A 20514-nucleotide genomic window follows, 5' to 3' on the forward strand; every position below is an offset into this window, starting at 1 on the left:
TGTAAAGCATGCCGCCAGCGTTCAATCTGAGCCAGGATCAAACTCTTCAGTTCAATCTCTGTTTGTTGACTCTTTCGAGTCATCGGCTATTGCTAGCCGAGTCGCTCACTCAAAATACTGACCGTCATCTCATTGCTGAGACAACGTTTAATACTTTGTGCGAACATTTGATAATTTAAGTATGCAAGAACCGAGGTTCTTGGCACCTTCATCAAACGCCCACACTTATCGACTGTTAATTTTTAAAGATCAGAATTCGGTACTGCCTTGCTGCATCTGCGAATCGTTTTGTTCGTCAGCAGCAGAGGAGAGAGATTATGCTGTATTCCTAAAACCTCGTCAACCCCCTTCGTTTCGCTTCGCCGCAGTTTTCACTGCTGACCTCATTGCGCTAACCGTTTGATTTGGCTCGCGTTTTTCAGTCAGTTCCGAAGCGGAGGCGAACTATAACAAATCAAACGCAGGGTCCGCAAGAGGGCGCGAGAGAAAGTGTGGCGACTACAACAGCCAGTCGATTGGCAGCCACGATAGCGCCTTCACCGCGGCCCGCTTGAACCAGCTCGTGCCAGGTTCCGTTTCATGCCGGATTACCTGGTCGCCGCGCCGCTCCAGCCAGATCACCGAACCGCGATCATCGAGCTTCACTTCATAGGCGTGCGTCGGCAAGGTTCGGTCCAGCGTTTCGGTCAGGCGCGTCGCCAGCGCCGGGCTGTCGATCACCATCCCCATCTCGGTATTGAGGTGAATGGAGCGCTGGTCGAAGTTGAATGAGCCGACGAAGACCCGATTCCCGTCCACGCCGAAGGTCTTGGCATGCAGGCTGGCGTCCGAACTGCCTATCCTGCTCCCGGCGCCGCTGCCGGCGCCGCGCTGGTCCCGGGTCGGCTCGTCGGTGGCGTCCCGGCGCAGTTCGTACAAGGTCGCCCCTGATTCGAGCAAGGGTTTGCGCCACTTGGCGTAGCCGGCATGTACCGCCGCGACGTCGGTCGCTTCCAGCGAATTGGTCAAAATCCTGGTCCGGATGCCCTTTTTGGCCAGGTTGACGAAAGCGGCCGTTCCTTCGTGGCCGGGAACGAAATAAGGTGAAACGAGATCCAGGCTGCGTCGCGGCTCGCCCAGGATGTCCCGCAACTTGAAGGCGACATTCGCTTCCGGCACCGCCGTCCCCATCACTTTGGCCGGATCGTCGCTGACGAACCTGGCGCGTGCCCATTCCAGCGGCAAGCTTCCTTCCACCAGTTGCTCGAGAAATGCGGAGCGCCTGATGGCTTCCATATAGACTTGCGCCTCGGCATCGGGCTTCCAGGCGGGCGTGGCGGCGGCATCCGGCGCCAGCAGCTCCACGGGGTAGGCCGACGGACTATTCCAGTACAGGTCGAAATCGTCCGACACGGCGCGCACGACCGGGCCCGCGACAATGACGTCGAGATCGGCAAACGAGATTTCACCCGCCGCGCCGAAATATTCGTTGCCCACATTGCGCCCGCCAATGATCGTGAGCTGGTTATCGGCGGTGAACGATTTATTGTGCATGCGCCGGTTCAGGCGCATGAAATCGGCGACCATGCCGACCGCCCGCAGGGAGCGGATGCCGTTGGGGTTGAAAAGGCGCACCTCGATCATCGGATGGGCGTCGAGCGCGGCCAGCGATTCATCCAGCCCGGCCGTATTATTATCGTCGAGCAATAGGCGCACACGCACTCCGCGCTCGGCCGCACGCCTGAGCGCGTCGAACATCAGCCGGCCGGTGGTGTCATTGCGCCAGATATAGTATTGGACGTCCAGACTGCGGTCGGCAGCCTGCGCCAGCAGGGCCCGCGCGGCGAAGGCGTCGCGCCCGTCCGCAAGGGCATGGATGCCTGCCAGGCCGGGATCGGCCATCGTCAGGGGCGTGAGCGCCTTGCCGAGACGGGTATCGTCGGTGTCGGCGATCGCCGTGCTCGCCACCCTGCCGTCCAGCGGCGGCAACGACGAGCAACTCGTCAGCGCCAGGGACAGCGCCAGCAGCGCCCCCGGCAGCACCAGCCATCCCCGGCGCGGGCCCATCGATTACAGCCCGTCGAAATCCGGCTTGCGTTTCTCGAGGAAGGCCGACATGCCTTCTTTCTGGGCAGGCGTGCCGAAACCGGCGTGGAAATAGCGCCGCTCGTAGGCCACGCCCTGGCTCAGGGTCGTCTCGTACGCCTGGTTGACGCTGTCCTTGATCTGCATCGCCACCGACACCGGCATCTCGGCGATGTCCTGGGCGATCTTGATCGCCTCATTCATCACCTCGGCCGCCGGATACACGCGCGACACCAGGCCGCTGCGCTCGGCCTCGAGCGCATCGATCATGCGCGCGGTGAGCAGCATGTCCATTGCCTTCGACTTGGAGATCGCGCGCGGCAGGCGCTGGGTGCCGCCGGCGCCCGGGGTGACGCCGACCTTGATCTCGGGCTGGCCGAATTTGGCGCTGTCGGCGGCGATCAGGAAGTCGCACATCATCGCCAGCTCGCAGCCGCCACCCAGGCAATAACCCGACACCACGCCGATCACCGGCTTGCGCACGTCGAGGATGTGCTCCCAGTTGCGGCCGATGTAGTTATTGCCGTAGGTTTCCTGGTAATCGTAATTGGCCATGGCGGCAATGTCGGCGCCCGCCGCGAACGCCTTCTCGCTGCCCGTCAGCACGATTACATTGATCGCAGGATCCTTGTCGAACTTGCGCAGGGCGTCGCCCAGCTCGTTCATCATATTGTCATTCAGCGCATTCATCGCCTTTGGACGATTCAGGCGCACCACGGCAACCTTGCCATGGTTCTCGATCAACAGGTCAGCATAGTCCATATCACACCCTTCATTGGTTAATCACGACTCTGCGATTCTAGCGCTTTACGTACGCGTCAAGTCGAGCAGGTTCTTGCGTCAGAAAGGATACGCTGCAGATTAACTGGCGGACGCGGCCTTATGGGACGGCGTCCGGCGCCACGGTCCTGGGCAGCAACACCCACAGCGACCCCTGCTGCTTCATCAGCCCCGCATTCTCGGTGGCCTCGGGCCCGAAGCCGAAGAAAAAGTCGGCCCGCACCGCGCCGCGGATGGCGCCGCCCACGTCCTGCCCCATCACCAGGCGCTGCAACGGCGCGCCATCCTTGGGCATGGTGGTCGACAGCCAGACCGGCGCGCCCAGCGGCAGGATGCTGCGGTCGATCGCGATCGAGCGGCCCGGCGTGAGCGGCACGTTCAGCGCGCCGCGCGGGCCGGCGTTCGGGTCCGTCACCTTTTGCTCGGCAAAGAAGATATAGCTGGCGTTCACGTTCAGCACTTCCTGGCGGCGCGCCGGGTTGGCCGCCAGCCAGGCGCGGATCGACTGCGCCGACACCTGCTCTGGGGTCAATATCCCCTGCTCCACGAACCAGCGGCCGATCGCCTTGTACGGATGGCCATTCTGGTCGGCATAGCCGACGCGCACCGTTTCGCCGCTATCGAGCTGCACGCGGCCCGAGCCCTGCACCTCGAGGAAGAAGGCCTCCACCGGATCGTTCACCCACAGCAGTTCCCTGCCCTTCAGCGGCGCCCGGTCGATCTCGGCGCGGCTGTAATAGGGCACCAGCGTCTTGCCGGACAACCGCCCGCGCAGGCGCCGGTTCTGCAGGTCGGGATAAATGCCGCCCAGGTCGACCGTGACCAGATCGTCCGGCACCCGGTACAACGGGGTCTGGTAAGCGCCGCCGCGCTTGCGCGCGCCGTACAGCATCGCTTCGTAGTAGCCGGTGATCATGCCGGTGTCGGTGCCGTCGGGATTGCGCACCTGGTTGGGCGTGAAATACGTCTCGAAGAAGCGGCGCACCGCCGCCGCGTCGCCGGCGTCGACCGAGCGCGCCGCCGCGCATGGCGCCTTCCACTCGGCCGCGCGCGCGGCCAGCACGCCGCACGACTGCTGGAAAGCCGGCCATGCCTGGCGCACGTCGTCCTGCCGCCAGCCGGGCAGCGCCTCGAAACTCACTGGCGTCAAGGGCGGCGTCGGCGCGGGCGGAGGTTGGGGCGAAGGCGCGGGCGTCGGCGCCGGCTGTTCGGTGGGCGGCGTAGGCGGCACCACCACCGGCCCCAGCGGCGGCGGCATCGTGATGGGCGGCTGGGATGGCTGCGGCGTGGTCGAGCAGGCGCTCAGCAGGCAGACGAGGGCGACCAGGGAGGGTACACTGCGGCGTGTCGTATCAATAGAAGGCATGGAGACGAAAATGTGGATCCTGATGGTGGAAGCCGGCGTGGCGCTGTTCCTGCTCGTATTTATCGTCTGGTGGACCATGTTCGCCGGCCGCAAGGACGTCGACCGCAAGGACGTCGACCGCAGGGTCGACGAACGCGACGACACCCGGCCCTGATCAGTGCAGCGAACGCGGCGGCGACAGCACGAATTCGGGGATCGGGGTCTCGAAGCGGTGGCCATCTTCGGCCACGCAGAAGTACTCGCCGCGCATCGAGCCCTGGGCGGTGCCGAGCTGGGTGCCGCTGGAGTATTCGAACTGTTCGCCCGGCTGCAGCAGGGGCTGGTGGCCGACCACGCCCAGTCCGCGTACCTCTTGCATCTGGTTGTTGGCGTCAAGGATCACCCAATGGCGTGAGATGAGCTGGGCCGCGATGCTGCCGGTGTTCTTGATCGTGATGGTGTAGCTGAACACGAACTGGTTCCGGTCAGGGTCGGACTGCTCCGGCAGGTATTGCGTTCTGACGGTGACAGTGAAATCGTAGGCGGGCATCGGGTTTCCTTGGATGATCGTGGACAAGGCCGCTGCGCTCTTCGCGGCGGCCGGCGCGCCGTATGGCGCAAACAACAACATGATACCGCCTGCGGCCCAATCCCGGCGCGGCCCGGGGCCAGGGCACTGCAAGCCGGTCCCGGACCGGCGTAGAATAGCGGCTTCATTCAATCCCGCTCCATCGTCCATGACCACCTACCGCATCGCTCCCAGCATCCTGTCCGCCGATTTCGCCCGCCTGGGCGAGGAAGTGCGCAAAGTCGTCGCCGCCGGCGCCGACATCATCCACTTCGACGTGATGGACAACCACTACGTCCCGAACCTGACCATCGGCCCGCTGGTGTGCCAGGCGATCCGTCCCCACGTGGACGTGCCGATCGACGTGCACCTGATGGTCAAGCCGGTGGACCGCATCATCCCCGATTTCGCCAAGGCCGGCGCCAACATCATCACCTTCCACCCGGAGGCGTCGGAACACATCGACCGCACCCTGCAACTGATCCGCGACCACGGCTGCAAGGCCGGCCTGGTGTTCAACCCGGGTACGCCGATGCACCACCTGGAACACGTGATGGACAAGATCGACATGATCCTGATCATGTCGGTCAACCCCGGCTTCGGCGGCCAGTCCTTCATCCCCGAAGCGCTCAAGAAGATCGCGATCGCGCGCCGCATGATCGATGAATCGGGCCGCGACATCATGCTCGAAGTCGATGGCGGCATCAAGGCCGAGAACATCGCCGCCGCCGCCGCCGCCGGCGCCGACACCTTCGTCGCCGGCTCGGCCATCTTCGGCAAGCCGGACTACAAGGCCGTGATCGACGCCATGCGCGCCGAACTGGCGACGGTGGGTAAGTAATGCGGGCCGGCGCTGCAAGCATCCAGGCCGCCATCGTCGACCTGGACGGCACCATGCTCGACACGGTGCCCGATTTCGAGGCGGCCCTGAACGGCATGCGCGCTGACCTCGGCCTGGGGCCCATCACCCAGGCGGTGATCAAGCCGCTGGTCGGCAAGGGCTCCGAGAAGCTGGTGCGCGACGCACTCCTGCTCGACTGGGACGCGGCGCGCGTGGAAGCGGCGCATGCAGAAGCGATGGCCGGCTACCAGCGTCACTACCTCGCCATCAATGGCCAGCGCAGCACCCTGTTCGACGGTGTGCTCGAGGGCCTGCAAGCCATGCGCGACCTCGGCCTGCGCCTGGTCTGCGTGACCAACAAGCCTGTTGCCTTTACCCTGCCTCTGCTCGACCAGAAAGGCCTGGCGCCCTACTTCGAGCAGGTGTTCGGCGGCGATTCGTTCGCAAAGAAGAAACCGGATCCGATGCCCATGCTCGGCGCCTGCGCCGCGCTCGACCTGCCGCCGGGCCGCGTGGTGGCGATCGGCGACTCGTCCAACGATGCCGAAAGCGCCCGTGGCGCGGGCTGCTTCGTGTTGACCGTTCCATACGGTTACAACCACGGACGCCCTGTGCAAGAAATTCAATCCGATGGTATAGTTGATTCGCTGCTCGAAGCAGCGGCCCTGATCGCTGCACACAATCGCACCGCAAACTAAGTCATCTAATCATGTTTTTCACCAAAAAACACACTGTCAACCAGACCCGCGCCCTTGAGGCCTGGCTGTGGCGACGCTGGCAATCCTGGGCTAACTGAGCCGTACCGATTGCTGCCGGCGCTTGTATCCGCGATAGTGTCCGCGATACCAAACCGGCAGGTTTTTTGAAGCACACCACCGCCCCACCTTGCCGGGCGGTCCGGAGAAAACATGACCGAACTCGAATTCAAGTCGCTGGCCAACCAGGGCTACAACCGCATTCCACTGATCGCGGAAGCCTTCGCCGACCTCGAAACCCCGCTCACGCTCTACCTCAAGCTGGCCCAGTCCCAGCACACCGGCAAGAACACCTTCCTGCTGGAGTCGGTGGTGGGCGGCGAGCGCTTCGGCCGCTATTCCTTCATCGGCCTGCCGGCCCACACGCTGCTGCGCACCACGGGCAACCTCACCGAGATCGTCAAGAACGGCGAAGTGATCGAAACGCACGAGGGCAACCCGCTCGACTTCATCGAGCAATTCCAGGCGCGCTTCAAGGTGGCCCTGCGTCCCGGCCTGCCGCGCTTCTGCGGCGGCCTGGCCGGCTACTTCGGCTACGACACGGTGCGCCACATCGAGCGCAAGCTGGCCGATACCTGCCCGCGCGACGAACTGGGCCTGCCCGACATCCAGCTGATGGTGACCGAAGAACTGGCCGTGATCGACAACCTGTCCGGCAAGCTGTACCTGATCGTGTACGCCGACCCGGGCCAGCCAGAGAGTTACGCGCGCGGCCGCCAGCGCCTGAAAGACCTGCGCATGATGCTGCGCCGGAGCGTCGACGCCCCGGTCACCTCGAGCTCGGTACGCACCGAGGCCGTGCGCGACTTCAGCAAGGAAGACTACCTCAAGGCCGTCGCGAAAGCCCATGAATACGTGATGGCCGGCGACCTGATGCAGGTGCAGATCGGCCAGCGCATCCGCAAGCCCTATGTCGATTCGCCGCTGTCGCTGTACCGCTCGCTGCGCTCGCTGAACCCGTCGCCGTACATGTACTACTACAACTTCGGCGACATGCAGATCGTCGGCGCCTCGCCCGAGATCCTGGTGCGCAACGAGCAGTCGCCCGAGGGCGGCCGCAAGGTCACCCTGCGCCCGATCGCCGGCACCCGGGGCCGCGGCGCGACGCCCGAGCAGGATGCGGCGCTGGCCGAAGAGCTGCTCAACGACCCGAAGGAAGTCGCCGAGCACGTGATGCTGATCGACCTGGCGCGCAACGACATCGGCCGCATCGCCGACACCGGCAGCGTCAAGGTCACCGACCGCATGGTGATCGAAAAATACTCGCACGTGCAGCACATCGTCTCCAACGTCGAAGGCAAGCTGAAAGACGGCATGTCGAACCTCGACGTGCTGCGCGCCACCTTCCCGGCGGGGACGCTCACCGGCGCGCCGAAGGTGCGGGCGATGGAAGTGATTGACGAACTCGAGCCCGTCAAGCGCGGCATCTATGGCGGCGCCTGCGGCTACCTGAGCTTCGGCGGCGAGATGGACGTGGCGATTGCGATCCGCACCGGCGTGATCAAGGACGGCAACCTGTACGTGCAGGCCGCGGCCGGCATCGTGGCCGATTCGATCCCCGAGATGGAATGGCAAGAGACCGAAAAGAAAGCGCGCGCCGTGCTGCGCGCCGCCGAGCAAGTGCAAGACGGCCTGGATGGGGAGTTCTGACATGCTGCTAATGATCGACAACTACGATTCGTTCACCTTCAACATCGTCCAGTACTTCGGCGAGCTGGGCGAGACTGTCCGCACCGTGCGCAACGACGAGATCACGCTTGAACAGATCGCCGAGATGAAGCCGGACCGCATCTGCATCTCGCCGGGCCCGAAGGCGCCGCAGGATGCCGGCATCTCGCTCGACATCCTGCGCGAATTCAAGGGCAAGCTGCCGATCCTGGGCGTGTGCCTGGGCCACCAGGCGATCGGCGAAGCCTTCGGGGGCAAGGTGATCCGCGCCAAGCAGGTCATGCACGGCAAGACCTCGAGCATCGCCCACATCGGCGAAGGCGTGTTCACCGACCTGCCCAGCCCGTTCACCGTGATCCGCTACCACTCGCTGGCGATCGAACGCGCTTCGCTGCCGTCCTGCCTCGAAGTGACGGCGTGGACCGACGACGGCGAGATCATGGGCGTGCGCCACAAGGACTACGACATCGAGGGCGTGCAGTTCCACCCCGAATCGATCCTGTCCGAGCACGGTCACGCCCTGTTCAAGAATTTCCTGACGCGCTGATGCGTCCATGCGTGCGCGCCACGCTCGCGGCGCCACGCCCTCATTACGTCTAGACGAACTGGAACCATCATGCCGATCACCCCACAAGAAGCGCTGCTGCGCTGTATCGAACATCGCGAGATCTTCCACGACGAGATGCTGTCACTGTTCCGCCAGATCATGGCCGGCGAAATGTCGCCGACCATGGTCGCGGCCCTGACCATGGGCCTGCGCGTCAAGAAGGAAACCATCGGCGAGATCACCGCCGCCGCCCAGGTGATGCGCGAGTTCTCGACCAAGGTGCCGATGGCCGACACCTCCCACCTGCTCGACATCGTCGGCACCGGCGGCGACGGCGCCAATACCTTCAACATCTCGAGCGCCTCGATGTTCGTGGCCGCAGCCGCCGGCGCGCGCGTGGCCAAGCACGGCGGGCGCAGCGTCTCTTCCGCGTCCGGCAGCGCCGACGTGATCGAGGCCTTCGGCGCCCACATCGACCTCACGCCCGAGCAGATCGCCCAGTCGATCGCCCAGACCGGCATCGGCTTCATGTTCGCGCCCAACCACCATGCGGCGATGAAGCACGTGGCCCCGGTGCGGCGCGAACTGGGCGTGCGCAGCATCTTCAACATCCTCGGGCCGCTGACCAATCCGGCCGGCGCGCCCAATATCCTGATGGGCGTGTTCCACCCCGACCTGGTCGGCATCCAGGTGCGCGTGCTGCAGCGCCTCGGCGCCGAGCATGCGGTGGTGGTCTGGGGCCGCGACAACATGGACGAAGTCTCGCTCGGCGCCGGCACCATGGTCGGCGAGCTGGTGAACGGCGAGATTCGCGAATACGAGATCCATCCGGAAGACTTCGGCCTCTCGATGATCTCGAGCCGCAACCTCAAGGTCAGCAACGCCGAAGAGTCGAAGGCGCGCGTGCTCGAAGCGCTGCGCGGCGAGCCGGGTCCGGCGCACGACATCGTGGCCCTGAATGCCGGCACCGCGCTGTACGCGGCCGGCGTGACCGGCTCGATCGAAGCCGGCCTACACAAGGCGCGCGAGGCGATCGCCTCCGGCGCCGCCATCGCCAAGCTGGAGCAGTTCGTCCAGGTCACGCGCCAGCTCGGCGCGGCCAATTAATTCCACCTGCGAGAACATCGATGTCCGACATCCTGAACAAGATCCTGGCCGTGAAGGCTGACGAAGTGGCCGCGGCCCGCAAGCACCGCGACCTGGCCAGCCTGCGCAGCGACGTGGAAAGCGACCGTGAAGCGCGCGCCACCCTGCGCGGCTTCGAATCGAGCCTGCGCGCGAAAATCGCGGGCGGCCAGGCCGGCGTGATCGCCGAAGTCAAGAAAGCCTCGCCGTCGAAAGGGGTGCTGCGTCCCGACTTCCAGCCGGCCGCGATCGCGCGCAGCTATGCCGAACACGGCGCGGCCTGCCTGTCGGTGCTGACCGACGTCCAGTTCTTCCAGGGCTCGAGCGAATACCTGCAGCAGGCGCGCGCGGCCTGCGCGCTGCCGGTGCTGCGCAAGGACTTCATGGTCGACCCCTACCAGGTCTATGAAGCGCGCGCGATGGGCGCCGATGCGATCCTCCTGATCGTGGCCGCGCTCGACCACGGCCTGATGGCGGAACTGGAGGCCTGCGCCATGGACCTCGGCATGGACGTGCTGGTGGAGGTGCACGACGGCGCGGAACTCGATGCCGCGCTCAAGCTCAAGACACCGCTGCTGGGCATCAACAACCGCAACCTGCGCACCTTCGACGTCACCCTCGACACCACGCTCGGCCTGCTGCCGCGCATCCCGAAGGACCGCCTGGTGGTGACCGAATCGGGCATCCTGGGAACGGGCGACGTGCAGCGCATGCGCGAGGCCGACGTCCACGCCTTCCTGGTCGGCGAAGCCTTCATGCGCGCGGAACATCCCGGCCAGGAACTGCAGCGCCTGTTCGGCTGAAGTAACGGAACGGTAGAGGAACTCCGGATGCACGGATGGGTCGAACTGGTACGCCAATCCCGGCGCGACCTGCGACCATCCTGCATCCGCCATGAAGAACCCTCATCGCAGCCTGTTCGTCTTCTTCGCACTGATCGTGCTCGCGGCCCTGGCCGCATGCGGCACGTCGACCCGGGCGCCAGCGCCCCAGGCCCGGGCGGTGACCATTCCCCTGACGCCGATCCCCGCCCCTCCCCCAACACGCACGCTCGACGCCTATAAAGCCGACGTCGCGCGTCACGTCATGCAGCACAATCCAGAAAGAGTGTTCGAGGGAGAATTGCCGCCCATGTTGCCGGCGGTGGTGGTGCTGAACATCACGGTCGACCGCGCGGGCCAGCTCGCCGACGTCCAGGTGCAGCGCTCGCGCGACCAGGGCGCCTCCGAGGTCGCGCTGGCGTCGCTGCGCCGCAGCGGTCCGCTACCGCCACCCGATGGCCTGGGGCCGGAACACGCCGACCTGATGACGTTTTCCGAGACCTTCCTGTTCGGCGAGCGCTACCTCTTCCAGATCCGAACACTGGCGGGACCGCAACGCTCGGGCTTGTAGCAATCAGTGAGGATGGCAGGATGCCGGCGCGGAATGGGCGGCGGCGTCCTGTGCGCGAGCGCCGCAACGCTTGCAATGCCGGCGGTTGCGCAGGTGCGCATACAGCAGCATGAAGCCGCTGATGACGGCGAGTACCGCTTCGGCGGTTTCGCCGAACAGCGGGCTGGCGACGAACACGGCGCCGAGAAAGATCGCCAGGCCGGCGCAGCCGACCAGCAGGGTGGTCTTGTCGCGGTGCTTCAGGTAGCCGGGCACCAGCGCCAGCAAGACCGGCACGGTGATTGCCGCGATCAGCGTGTCGTGGAAGGTGTCGTGCACGTGAGCCAGCCCGAGCATCGGAAACGCCAGGATCACGAGCGGCATCGCCATGCAGTGCAGCAGGCAGAGGATCGATGCCGCCATGCCGGCGACATCGCCGTATTTGATCAGGGATTTCATGAACCCTTGTTCCTTTCTTTGAAACCGGCGCCGCGAAAACCGTTCGCCGCGCCGGTGGATTGGGTCCGGTCAGAACAGTACGCGCAGGCCGGCCGTGAGGTTACGGCCGGTCAGCGGCGCATAGTCCTTGATGAACGAGGTGTGGCCACCTTGCGGTCGATGATGTTCACCACGCCGCCGACGGCGCCGCCGCCATAGGCCAGGGCCGACGGGCCGCGCAAGACTTCGATGCGCTCGGCCAGGACGGATTCGACAGCGACGGCGTGGTCGGGGCTGATGGTGGAGGCGTCCTGGATCTCGGAACCGTCGGACAGGATCTTCACGCGCGGGCCATCCATGCCGCGGATGATCGGACGGCTGGCGCCGGCGCCGAAATGGCTCGAGGTAATGCCCGGCATGCTCGACAAGGTCTCGCCCAGGGTCGACTGGCGGGTACGTACCAGCTCGTTGCCGCCGATCGACGTTACCGGCGTGACCATGTCGTCGCTGGCCACGCCGAGCCCGCTGGCGGACACGACGACGGTCGCAGGCGCAGCGGTCGATTGCGCGTGGGCGGCCAGCGGGCCGCCAAGGACCAGTACGCAAGCCAGTGCGAACGGCGTGCGCCTGCCGGTGAAGTCAGTCATGGGAATCCTTGGTCGTCGAATGCGCCCTGGTGGCAATGATGCTCCATCAGCGAAACCTAATGATAACTCATTATCGTTAAGGATTCAATGCAGTGCAGTGACGCAGTGCGGCAAGACAGTGCAGCAACGCAGTGTTGCAACTGAGCGTCGCAATTAAACACCGGCGTGGGGCTGATGCCGTTAAGTTAAGCTGCTGAGCTAGCCGTCAAATACGTCGTCCCCGCGCAGGCGGGGACCCAAGTTCTGCAAACGTCGTCGAAACGCTTGCAAGATTGGGTCCCCACCTTCGTGGGGACGACGTTTTTACGCTAACTCAAGAAGAATTTCGCCTTCACTTAACGTCATTACAGGCGCAGGACCACATTGCCCTGCGACGGCCGATGATCGTCGAAACCCGGTCTTAGAAGATGACGCGAATGCCCGCCGTCAAGTTACGACCGGTCAGCGGCGCCGCGTTCTTGATGAACGAGGTGTGGCTATAGGCCAGTTCGTCGGTCAGGTTGTTCAGGCGCGCATAGAACTGGGTCGGCACGCCGCCAATGCGGGTCGAGTAGTGGGCGCCGATGTTGAGCATATTGTAGCCGGCGGTCTCGGTCTCGTACTCGGCCAGCTTGTCCTGCTTGCCCACGCGGTAGAACTCGACCATGCCGTGCCACTGGTTCCAGTCGCCGTCGAGCTTGACGCCGAGGCGCGAGGCCGGGATGCGCGGCAGGTTGCGGCTGCCCGCGCCCTCGTCGAAACGGGCGCGCACGTAGTCGCCGAACAGGGTCGCGCTGATCGTTGGGGTCAGCTTCCGGCGGATCTCGCCTTCCAGGCCGGTGAAGGTGGCGTCGCGCTGGGCGTATTCCACCAGCTGGAAGCCTTCGTGGTTGTCCAGCGTGTGCGCATAGATGTAGTTGTCGACGCGGTTGTGGAAGGCGCTGACCGAGAAGGTGGTGTCGCCCTCGAACTTGCGCAGGGTGAGGTCGATGTTGTTCGAGGTTTCCTTGTCCAGGTCCTGGTTGCCGACTTCATAGGTGGCGGTGGCCAGGTGCACGCCGTCGGCATACAGTTCTTCGGCGGTCGGCAGGCGGTGGCTGCGCGACAGCGAAGCGCGCAGCGAGTACTGCGGCGCGAACCTCCACACGGCGCCGACCGAGGCCGAGGTGCCGCGCGCGTCGGTGTCCCGCAGGCCCGGCGCATCGACCTCGATATCCTGCCATTCGTGGCGCAGGCCGGCCTCGAAGCGCCAGTGTTCGAGCTTGTATTCCTCGGTCAGGAAAGCGGCATGCTTCTTGGTGAGGGTCGGCGGCACATAGGCTTCGTCGCCGATGGCCGCGAAGTCGCGGCGCGTGGTCTGCACGCCGAATACGCCGCGCCAGCCGGCCAGCGGCGCATGCACCGCTTCCAGGCGGACGTCGTGCCCCTTGCTGCGGAACGACGTCGAGACGACGTTCTCTTCCAGCTCGTCGTGGACGTAGTCGGTGATCGATGCGCGCATGCGCACGCGCTCGATGCCGGCCACCGGGTTGCGGTACTCGCCGCGGATGTCCCAGCGCTCGCTGTCGAGCTTCACGATCGGCACGCCGTGCGCGTGCTCATGCTCGTGGCCTTCCTCTTCATGGTCGAGGCCTTCTTCTTCATGACCATGGCCGCCGCAGTCCAGGTGGCCGTCGTGCGGGTGGCAGTCTCCGAATTCTTCGCTGTGCCCCGGGATGCCGTACTCGGTGCGCTCCTTGGTGAAGGCGGCGCCGATGTAGCCGTTCTTGCCGATCCACGACAGGCCGACGGTGCCGGTCTCGGTTTCCTTGTAGCTGCCCTGGACGTGGCGGCCTTCGCTCCAGTCCTTGCCGACGCGGTAATCGTCGGTGTCGCGCTTGACGCCTTCCAGGTGCAGGGCCAGGTTGCTGCCGGCGGCGGTCGTGAATTCGAAGGCGCCGGTCTTTTCGCGCGCCGCGGAATTGGCGCGCACTTCCGCGCTGCCTTCCAGGCCCTTCTCGGGCATCACGGTCGGAATCTTGCGGTCGAGGATGTTCACCACGCCGCCCACCGCGCCGCCGCCATAGGCCAGGGCCGACGGGCCGCGCAGCACTTCGATGCGCTCGGCCAGCACAGGTTCAAAAGCGACAGCATGGTCGGGGCTGATGGTCGAGGCGTCCTGGATCTCGGAACCGTCGGACAGGATCTTCACGCGCGGACCGTCCATGCCGCGGATCACCGGACGGCTGGCGCCGGCGCCGAAGTGGCTCGAGGTGATGCCGGGCTGGTGGGCCAGGGTTTCGCCCAGCGTCGATTCGCGGGCGCGCACCAGTTCACTGCCGCCGAGCGAGGTCACCGGCGTGATCATGTCGTCGTGCACCACGCCCAGGGCGCTGGCGGAGACGACCACGGTCGGCACGCTGTCCGGATCCGACGCCGCCCGGCTCGTCGTCTGGGCATGGACGGCCAGGGGCGCGCCAAAGGCCAGCATCAGCGCCAGGGTCAGCGGTGTGCGCTTGCAAGTGAAGTCGGACATGGTGTTTCCTCGAAATAAATGGAGCGGCAAGATGACGATGAGTCCGATAACGATAATCCGTTATCATTAGCAATGAAATGATAAGCCATTATCATTAAGCATTCAACCGCTTTTTGGCGCGTTTTGGTTTTACTGCACGCTTTGAGGTATCCTTCCGCCTATGCAACGCAACACACGTCAAAAATCCGCCATCCTGCATGCGATCGAGCATGCGCAGCGTCCGCTGTCGCCGCAAGAGATCCTGGACGAAGCCAGCCGCGAGGTCAGCCAGCTGGGCATGGCGACCGTGTACCGCAACCTGAAGTCGCTGGTGGACGACGGCGCGCTCAAGGTCGTCACTTTGCCGGGCGAAGGCGCGCGCTACGAATCGACCAGCGCCGCCGAACACCATCACCACCACTTCCAGTGCACCGTCTGCCAGCGCGTGTTCGACGTGCACGCCTGCCCGGGCGACATCGAGCACATGGCGCCGAAGGGCTTCAGCGTCGAAAGTCACGAGCTGACCCTGTACGGCCGCTGCGCCGACTGCCTGGTAGGGTCGGCGGCTGAGCCGCCGACGCGGCGCTAGTTGGCTGCCAAATCATTTGGCGCGACATTATCAGCGTTAACAATCACCGCGTCGGCGGCACAGCCGCCGACCCTACGCCTTATTTACCGAGCACGTTCAGCACGGCCAGGGTCATCGCCTGGGCGCCGGTCTTGATCGACGGTTCCGGCACCGGCGCGTAGAACGGCGAGTGGTTGAAGGCGATCGGCTTGCCGCCCTCGCGCTCGGCCTCGGCCACCACCTTCGGATCGTAGACGCCGGTGAAGAAGAACATCGACGGCACGCCTTCGTTGGCGTACAGCGAGAAGTCTTCGCTGGCGGTCATGGCCGGCATGCGCTTGGCCTTGTCGCGCCCGAACGCTTCCTGGAACACCACCTCGGTCTTGTTCACCAGCTCGGTGCTGTTGACGATCGCCTGGCCGCCGCCGCCGATCAGCATGTCCGGCTTCGGCGCCCCGGCCATCGCCGCCGACCCTTCGGCCACGCGGCGCACCCCTTCGAGCAGCTTGGCGCGCACCAGCGGGCTGTACGAGCGGATGGTGCCGCGCACCTGCACGCTGTCCGGGATGATGTTGCCGACCGTGCCGCCCTGGATCGAACCGACCGTCACCACGCCGAATTCCTTCGGATCCTTCTCGCGGCTGACCACGGTCTGGACGTCGACCACGAAGCGCGCCGCGATCGCCACCGGGTCGATGGTCTTGTCCGGCGCCGAGCCGTGGCCGCCACGGCCCTTGAAGGTGATCTCGAGCCAGTCCGAGTTGGACGACACCGGGCCGTCGTTGAAGCCCACCGTGCCATGCGCCAGCGGCCAGGAATGCAGGGCGAATGCGTAGTCCGGCTTCGGGAAGCGCTTGAACAGGCCGTCGTCCAGCATGGCCTTGGCGCCGGCGACGATTTCCTCGGCCGGCTGGCCGATGAAGACCAGCGTGCCTTTCCACTGCGATTTCAGTTCGACCAGGGTACGCGCCGTGCCCAGCCAGCTGGCCATGTGGACGTCGTGGCCGCAGCTGTGCATCACGAAGGTGTCGCGGCCTTCGCTGGTGGCGCGGGCGCGGCTGGCGTACGGCAGGCCGGTGCGCTCTTCCATCGGCAGGCCGTCCATGTCGGTGCGCACCAGGACCGTCGGGCCGGCCCCGTTCTTGAGCACCGCGACGATGCCGGTCTTGCCGACCTTCTCGGTGACGGTGAAGCCGAGCTTGCGCATCTCGGTCGCCAGCTTGCCGGCGGTGCGCACTTCCTGGAAGGCGATCTCGGGATGGGCATGCAGGTCTTTATAGACAGCGTCGAGCCACGGATACATGGCGTCGACCCTGGCGACGACGTCGTTCTTGAGGGGCGCGGCCTGCTGGGCGTAGGCGAAGTTTGCGGACAGTGCAAGGGCGGCGGAAACCGCGGCGGCCGCGGCGAGTCGGGTGAAGGTCATGGGATGCTTGTCGTTATGGTCAATGCGTGAAAATCAGACTGCGCTGGGGCGCTTGATCGCGGTCGACTTGCGGCCCGCCACGGCCGGCGCCAGGCTGATGCCCGGCACGCGGTCGCCCTGCAGGGTGACGTCGAAGGCCATCAGCTCGTCGCGGCGGAAGGCGTGCACGGTGACGCGCTCGCCCACGCGGTAGCGCGCCAGCAGCGCGTCGACGTTGGGCGGATTGCCGTTGACGCGCAGGCCGTCGATCGCGATCACGACGTCCAGCGCCGACAGGCCGGCCTGGTGGGCGGCGCCGCCCTCGTGCACCTGGGTGAGCCTGGCGCCGAGCGGGTCGCGACCGATGCCGGCGTCCAGCGTGGCCCTGCCGCCCTTGCGCTCGTCGACCAGCTTCACGCCCAGCGGCGCGAACAGCTTGGCCAGCGGCAGGTCGTCAAGGCCGCGCACGTAGCGCTCGAACATGTTCTTGAGCTTGAGGCCGCTTATCTCGTCGAACAGCGCTTCGACTTCCTGTTCCGTCACGCCGCGGCCGGCGCCGTGGTAGAAGTCGCGTCCATAGCGCTCCCACAGCGCCAGCATGACGTCGTCCAGCGATTTCGCGCCGCCGGTCCTGGCGCGGATGGTCAGGTCGAAGGCCAGCGCGATCAGCGACCCCTTGGTGTAGTAGCTGATGATCGCGTTCGGCGAATTCTCGTCCTGGCGGTAGTACTTGCTCCAGGCGTCGAAGCTCGAATCGGCCACGCTCTGCTTGAGGCGCCCGCTGCCGCGCAGCACGCCGCCGATGGTCTTGGCCAGCAACTTGAAATAAGTGGCTTCGCCGATGATCCCGGCGCGCACCAGCATCAGGTCGTCGTAATAGCTGGTGAAGCCTTCGAACAGCCACAGGAGCGGCGTATAGTTCTCGGCCTGCAGGTCGTAGGGAGCGAAGGCGGCCGGCTTGATGCGCTTGACGTTCCAGGTGTGGAAATACTCGTGGCTGCACAGGCCCAGGAAGCGCAGATAGCCTTCGCCCGGCTCGGCCGCCTTGGGCGTGGCCAGGCTTGGCAGGTCGGCGCGCGCGCAGATCAGGGCGGTCGAGGCGCGGTGTTCGAGGCCGCCATAGCCATCGCCCACGGCCATGGTCATGAACACGTAGCGCTCGAGCGGCGCGCGCTTCGTCTTCGGCTCGAAGAAGGCGATCTGGGTCTCGCAGATCGCCTTCAAGTCGGCCTGCAGGCGCGCCATGTCGAGGTTGGGCACGCGGCCGGTGATCACGATGTCGTGCGGGATGCCATGGGCCTTGAAGGTGGCCAGCTCGAAGTCGCCCATCTCGACCGGATGGTCGATCAGTTCGTCGTAGTCGGCGCAGGCGTAAGTGCCGAAGCCGTAGCGCCTGGCGCCCGCCTCTGGCATCGCTGTGGCCACGCGCCAGGTCTTGGCGGCCGGATCGAAGGGGCGCTGGATGTCGACCTGGTGGACCAGCGACTCCTGCCCCACCACGCGCAGGAACACGCTGGTGCCGTTGAAGAAGCCGTGGGTCTGGTCGAGGTGGGCGGCGCGCACCGACAGGTCCCAGGCATACACCTCGTAGTGCAGGGTCAGGGGGCCGGCGCTGGGGGCGGCGCGCCAGGAGTGTTTGTCCAGCTTGATGAGCGCGACCTCCTGGCCGCCGCTGTCGGCGCGGATGCGCACGATATTGCGCGCGAATTCGCGGATCATGTAGCTGCCCGGGATCCAGGCCGGCAGCGCGAACGTCTGGCCGTCGGGATCGGGATTGGCGACCGTGACGGTGACGTTGAAGAGGTGACCGGCCAGGTCCTTGGGAACGATGGTGTAGTGGATGGCGTGCTGCTTTTTCTGCGATGGCTTTTTCATGATCTTCTTGAATGGTCTCTCGGGACGCGCCGAATGGGCATAGTGTAATCCATCGGGCGAAACGCCCGCCATGCAGGGTGGATGGCGGCGCGCCGGCTAGGCCGGCAGATCGGAGGGGGAATCGATGTCGCGCAGGACGCCGGGATCAGGCACCTCGATCGCGGCGACCGGGCTGCTGGCAAGCAGGCGCCGCGCGCCCTGGTCGCCGTCCAGCGCCAGCAGGTCGTCGCGGTGCTGCGCGCCGAAGGCGACCGGATTGCCGCGCCGGCCCGCGAACAGGGGCGCGGCGATGGCGGCGCCCTCCTTGACCGCGGCCTCCAGCGCACGCAGGGTGGATGGGGCGACGAAGGGCATGTCGCCCAGCGCTACCAGCCAGCCTTCGCCGCGCGCCTGGTCGCCCGATTGAGCACCCAACTGAGCATCCGATCGAGCATGCAGGCAATGGCGGATCGCGTGCGCCAGCGACAGGCCCATGCCGCCGTCGGCCTGCGGGCATACCGTCACCTCGCAGCCCAGTTGGCGCAGCACGTCCCCCACCCCGCCGTCATCCGGCGGCACCACCGCCACCACGCGCGCGAACACGGCCAGCAGCGTGCGCGCGCTGGCGGCGACCACCAGCTCGCCGCCGGGCAGGCGCTGCAACAGCTTGTTGTTCTTGCCGGCCGGGTCGAAGCGGCGGCCCCGCCCCGCGGCCAGCAGGATGCCGGTCAGCGCCATGGTTTCATGCCTCCAGTGCCGCGGCGGCGTCCTTGATGGCCGCGCGGATCCGCTGATAGGTGCCGCAGCGGCACAGATTGCCGCTCATGGCGTTGTCGATGTCGGCATCCAGCGGACGCCGGTTGGCGCGCAGCAGCGCGACGGCGCTCATCACCTGGCCGCTCTGGCAGTAGCCGCATTGCGGCACGTCGTGGCGCACCCAGGCATCCTGGACCGCCCTGCCGACCGGATCGTCCTGCATCGCCTCGATGGTGGTGATGGCCTGGCCCGCGACCGCCCCGATCGGGGTGACGCAGGCGCGGATCGGGGCGCCGTCCAGGTGCACGGTGCAGGCGCCGCACAGGGCCGCGCCGCAGCCGAACTTGGTGCCGGTCAGGTTCAGATTGTCGCGCAACGCCCACAGCACGGGCGTGGCGGGGTCGGCGTCGACTTGCAGGTCTCTTCCGTTGATGTTCAATGTGAGCATGCATGGCCCCCAAGGTAGGGTTGGCAGCGTTGCTGCCGACGCGGCGATTGTCATCCGCTTCGATGTCGAGCCGGATGATTTCGCCGCCAACCATCACCGCGTCGGCGGGATACCCGCCGACCCTACCGCGCCGGCTTCGCTTCCAGCGAATCGAGCTTGGCTTCGAGCGACTTCAGGTCGATCGCACCCGGAATGCGGGTGCCGTCGCTGAAGAAGATCGCCGGCGTGCCGGTGATGCGCAGCTTCTGGCCGAGCGCCAGCACCTTGTCGTTCGGCGATTCGCAGGCAGCCGGCGTCGCCGGCGGCACCTTGCCGTTGATCATCCAGTCATCCCAGGCCTTGTTGCGGTTCGGCGCGCACCAGATGTTCTTCGACTTTGTGAACGAATCCTGGGACAGGATGTTGTACATGAAGGTATAGATGGTGACGTTATCGATCTCGTTGAGCGTCGTCTGGCGCAGGCGCTTGCAGTAGCCGCAGTTCGGATCCTCGAACACCGCGATCACGCGCTTGCCGTTGCCCTTGACCTGCTTGAGCGCCATCTCGAGCGGCAGGTCGCTGAACTTGATCTTGTTGACCTCGTCGATGCGTTCGCGCGTCAGGTTGCGCGAACTCTTGACGTCATATACCTGGCCGATCACGAGGAACTCGCCCTTTTTGTCGGTGTACAGGATGTCGCCCGCGACCCGCACCTCGTACAGGCCGCCATACGGCGTTTCCTTGACCGACTCGATCTTGGCGCCGCCCAGATGCGGTTCGAGCGCCTTCTTGATGTTTGCCTCGACCGTGTTCTGCGCATCGACGCACGATGCGAGCAGCGCCGTCGCCAGCAGGACGGCGAGCTTCATTTTGATCATGCTT

Annotated in this window: 20 protein-coding genes and 1 pseudogene; 9 read left to right on the plus strand and 12 right to left on the minus strand. The window is 65.5% G+C overall.

From position 1 onward, the window contains the following. Nucleotides 1-498 precede the first annotated feature (498 nt). The 3 genes from ABIB38_RS22030 to mltA all read right to left on the minus strand — a co-directional run bounded on the left by ABIB38_RS22030 (nucleotide 499) and on the right by mltA (nucleotide 4210). A complete protein-coding gene (locus ABIB38_RS22030) occupies nucleotides 499-2046 on the minus strand; it encodes a phospholipase D family protein (protein WP_429206837.1) in 1548 nt (515 codons plus the stop codon). 3 nt (nucleotides 2047-2049) lie between these two features. After that, complete coding sequence (locus ABIB38_RS22035; RefSeq protein WP_429206838.1) at nucleotides 2050-2826, minus strand: enoyl-CoA hydratase; 777 nt, start codon at nucleotides 2824-2826, stop codon at nucleotides 2050-2052. 118 nt (nucleotides 2827-2944) lie between these two features. Next, complete coding sequence (gene mltA / locus ABIB38_RS22040; RefSeq protein ID WP_429206839.1) at nucleotides 2945-4210, minus strand: murein transglycosylase A; 1266 nt, start codon at nucleotides 4208-4210, stop codon at nucleotides 2945-2947. Here mltA and ABIB38_RS22045 point away from each other — a divergent pair. After that, nucleotides 4209-4364, plus strand: coding sequence for a hypothetical protein (locus tag ABIB38_RS22045; protein WP_429206879.1), 156 nt, complete (start codon nucleotides 4209-4211; stop codon nucleotides 4362-4364). The genes mltA and ABIB38_RS22045 overlap by 2 nt on opposite strands. Here the strand turns inward: ABIB38_RS22045 and apaG are convergent, their stop codons facing one another. Beyond that, nucleotides 4365-4739, minus strand: coding sequence for a Co2+/Mg2+ efflux protein ApaG (apaG, locus tag ABIB38_RS22050; protein ID WP_429206840.1), 375 nt, complete (start codon nucleotides 4737-4739; stop codon nucleotides 4365-4367). 187 nt (nucleotides 4740-4926) lie between these two features. On the opposite strand from apaG, the gene rpe reads away from it, so the two are divergent. From rpe to ABIB38_RS22085, 7 genes are all read left to right on the plus strand, one after another. Continuing rightward, nucleotides 4927-5598 carry a ribulose-phosphate 3-epimerase gene (rpe, locus tag ABIB38_RS22055; RefSeq protein ID WP_429206841.1) on the plus strand — a complete coding sequence of 224 codons (672 nt, stop codon included), beginning with the start codon at nucleotides 4927-4929 and terminating at the stop codon, nucleotides 5596-5598. Next, nucleotides 5598-6296: a phosphoglycolate phosphatase gene (gene gph / locus ABIB38_RS22060; protein ID WP_429206842.1), complete on the plus strand. Its 699-nt coding sequence runs from the start codon at nucleotides 5598-5600 to the stop codon at nucleotides 6294-6296. Before rpe ends, gph begins: the two co-directional genes overlap by 1 nt. 210 nt (nucleotides 6297-6506) lie before the next feature. After that, nucleotides 6507-8003: an anthranilate synthase component I gene (gene trpE / locus ABIB38_RS22065; protein WP_429206843.1), complete on the plus strand. Its 1497-nt coding sequence runs from the start codon at nucleotides 6507-6509 to the stop codon at nucleotides 8001-8003. Between the two features lies 1 nt (nucleotide 8004). Further along, a complete protein-coding gene (locus ABIB38_RS22070) occupies nucleotides 8005-8568 on the plus strand; it encodes an anthranilate synthase component II (protein WP_429206844.1) in 564 nt (187 codons plus the stop codon). A gap of 69 nt (nucleotides 8569-8637) precedes the next feature. After that, entirely contained in the window at nucleotides 8638-9675 is a 1038-nt protein-coding gene (trpD, locus tag ABIB38_RS22075) for an anthranilate phosphoribosyltransferase (RefSeq protein ID WP_429206845.1), read from the plus strand. A gap of 20 nt (nucleotides 9676-9695) precedes the next feature. After that, nucleotides 9696-10496, plus strand: a complete 801-nt coding sequence (trpC, locus tag ABIB38_RS22080; RefSeq protein ID WP_429206846.1) for an indole-3-glycerol phosphate synthase TrpC — start codon at nucleotides 9696-9698, stop codon at nucleotides 10494-10496. Between the two features lie 91 nt (nucleotides 10497-10587). Further along, nucleotides 10588-11085 (plus strand): TonB C-terminal domain-containing protein, encoded by a 498-nt coding sequence (locus ABIB38_RS22085; protein ID WP_429206847.1) that lies wholly within the window; start codon nucleotides 10588-10590, stop codon nucleotides 11083-11085. Nucleotides 11086-11088: 3 nt separating this feature from the next. On the opposite strand, the gene ABIB38_RS22090 is transcribed toward ABIB38_RS22085, so the two are convergent. The 3 genes and pseudogenes from ABIB38_RS22090 to ABIB38_RS22100 form a co-directional block, all read right to left on the minus strand. Then, entirely contained in the window at nucleotides 11089-11523 is a 435-nt protein-coding gene (locus ABIB38_RS22090) for a MerC domain-containing protein (protein ID WP_429206848.1), read from the minus strand. A 140-nt stretch (nucleotides 11524-11663) separates the two neighbouring features. Beyond that, nucleotides 11664-12149 (minus strand): annotated as a pseudogene (locus ABIB38_RS22095) (TonB-dependent receptor plug domain-containing protein); the annotation flags it as partial. Between the two features lie 400 nt (nucleotides 12150-12549). Further along, nucleotides 12550-14643 (minus strand): TonB-dependent receptor domain-containing protein, encoded by a 2094-nt coding sequence (locus ABIB38_RS22100; RefSeq protein WP_429206849.1) that lies wholly within the window; start codon nucleotides 14641-14643, stop codon nucleotides 12550-12552. 160 nt (nucleotides 14644-14803) lie between these two features. On the opposite strand from ABIB38_RS22100, the gene ABIB38_RS22105 reads away from it, so the two are divergent. After that, entirely contained in the window at nucleotides 14804-15211 is a 408-nt protein-coding gene (locus ABIB38_RS22105) for a Fur family transcriptional regulator (RefSeq protein ID WP_429206850.1), read from the plus strand. Nucleotides 15212-15290: 79 nt separating this feature from the next. Here the strand turns inward: ABIB38_RS22105 and ABIB38_RS22110 are convergent, their stop codons facing one another. The 5 genes from ABIB38_RS22110 to ABIB38_RS22130 form a co-directional block, all read right to left on the minus strand. Continuing rightward, nucleotides 15291-16616 (minus strand): amidohydrolase, encoded by a 1326-nt coding sequence (locus tag ABIB38_RS22110; RefSeq protein WP_429206851.1) that lies wholly within the window; start codon nucleotides 16614-16616, stop codon nucleotides 15291-15293. A gap of 33 nt (nucleotides 16617-16649) precedes the next feature. Further along, nucleotides 16650-18470: a M61 family metallopeptidase gene (locus ABIB38_RS22115; protein WP_429206852.1), complete on the minus strand. Its 1821-nt coding sequence runs from the start codon at nucleotides 18468-18470 to the stop codon at nucleotides 16650-16652. A 96-nt stretch (nucleotides 18471-18566) separates the two neighbouring features. Next, complete coding sequence (locus ABIB38_RS22120; protein WP_429206853.1) at nucleotides 18567-19187, minus strand: nucleotidyltransferase family protein; 621 nt, start codon at nucleotides 19185-19187, stop codon at nucleotides 18567-18569. A gap of 4 nt (nucleotides 19188-19191) precedes the next feature. Next, nucleotides 19192-19653 (minus strand): (2Fe-2S)-binding protein, encoded by a 462-nt coding sequence (locus ABIB38_RS22125; RefSeq protein ID WP_429206854.1) that lies wholly within the window; start codon nucleotides 19651-19653, stop codon nucleotides 19192-19194. Between the two features lie 122 nt (nucleotides 19654-19775). Next, a complete protein-coding gene (locus tag ABIB38_RS22130; protein WP_429206855.1) occupies nucleotides 19776-20510 on the minus strand; it encodes a DsbC family protein in 735 nt (244 codons plus the stop codon). Nucleotides 20511-20514: the final 4 nt, after the last annotated feature.

It is taken from the genome of Massilia sp. UYP11 (assembly GCF_050434805.1).
Classification (GTDB): Bacteria; Pseudomonadota; Gammaproteobacteria; order Burkholderiales; family Burkholderiaceae_D; genus Telluria.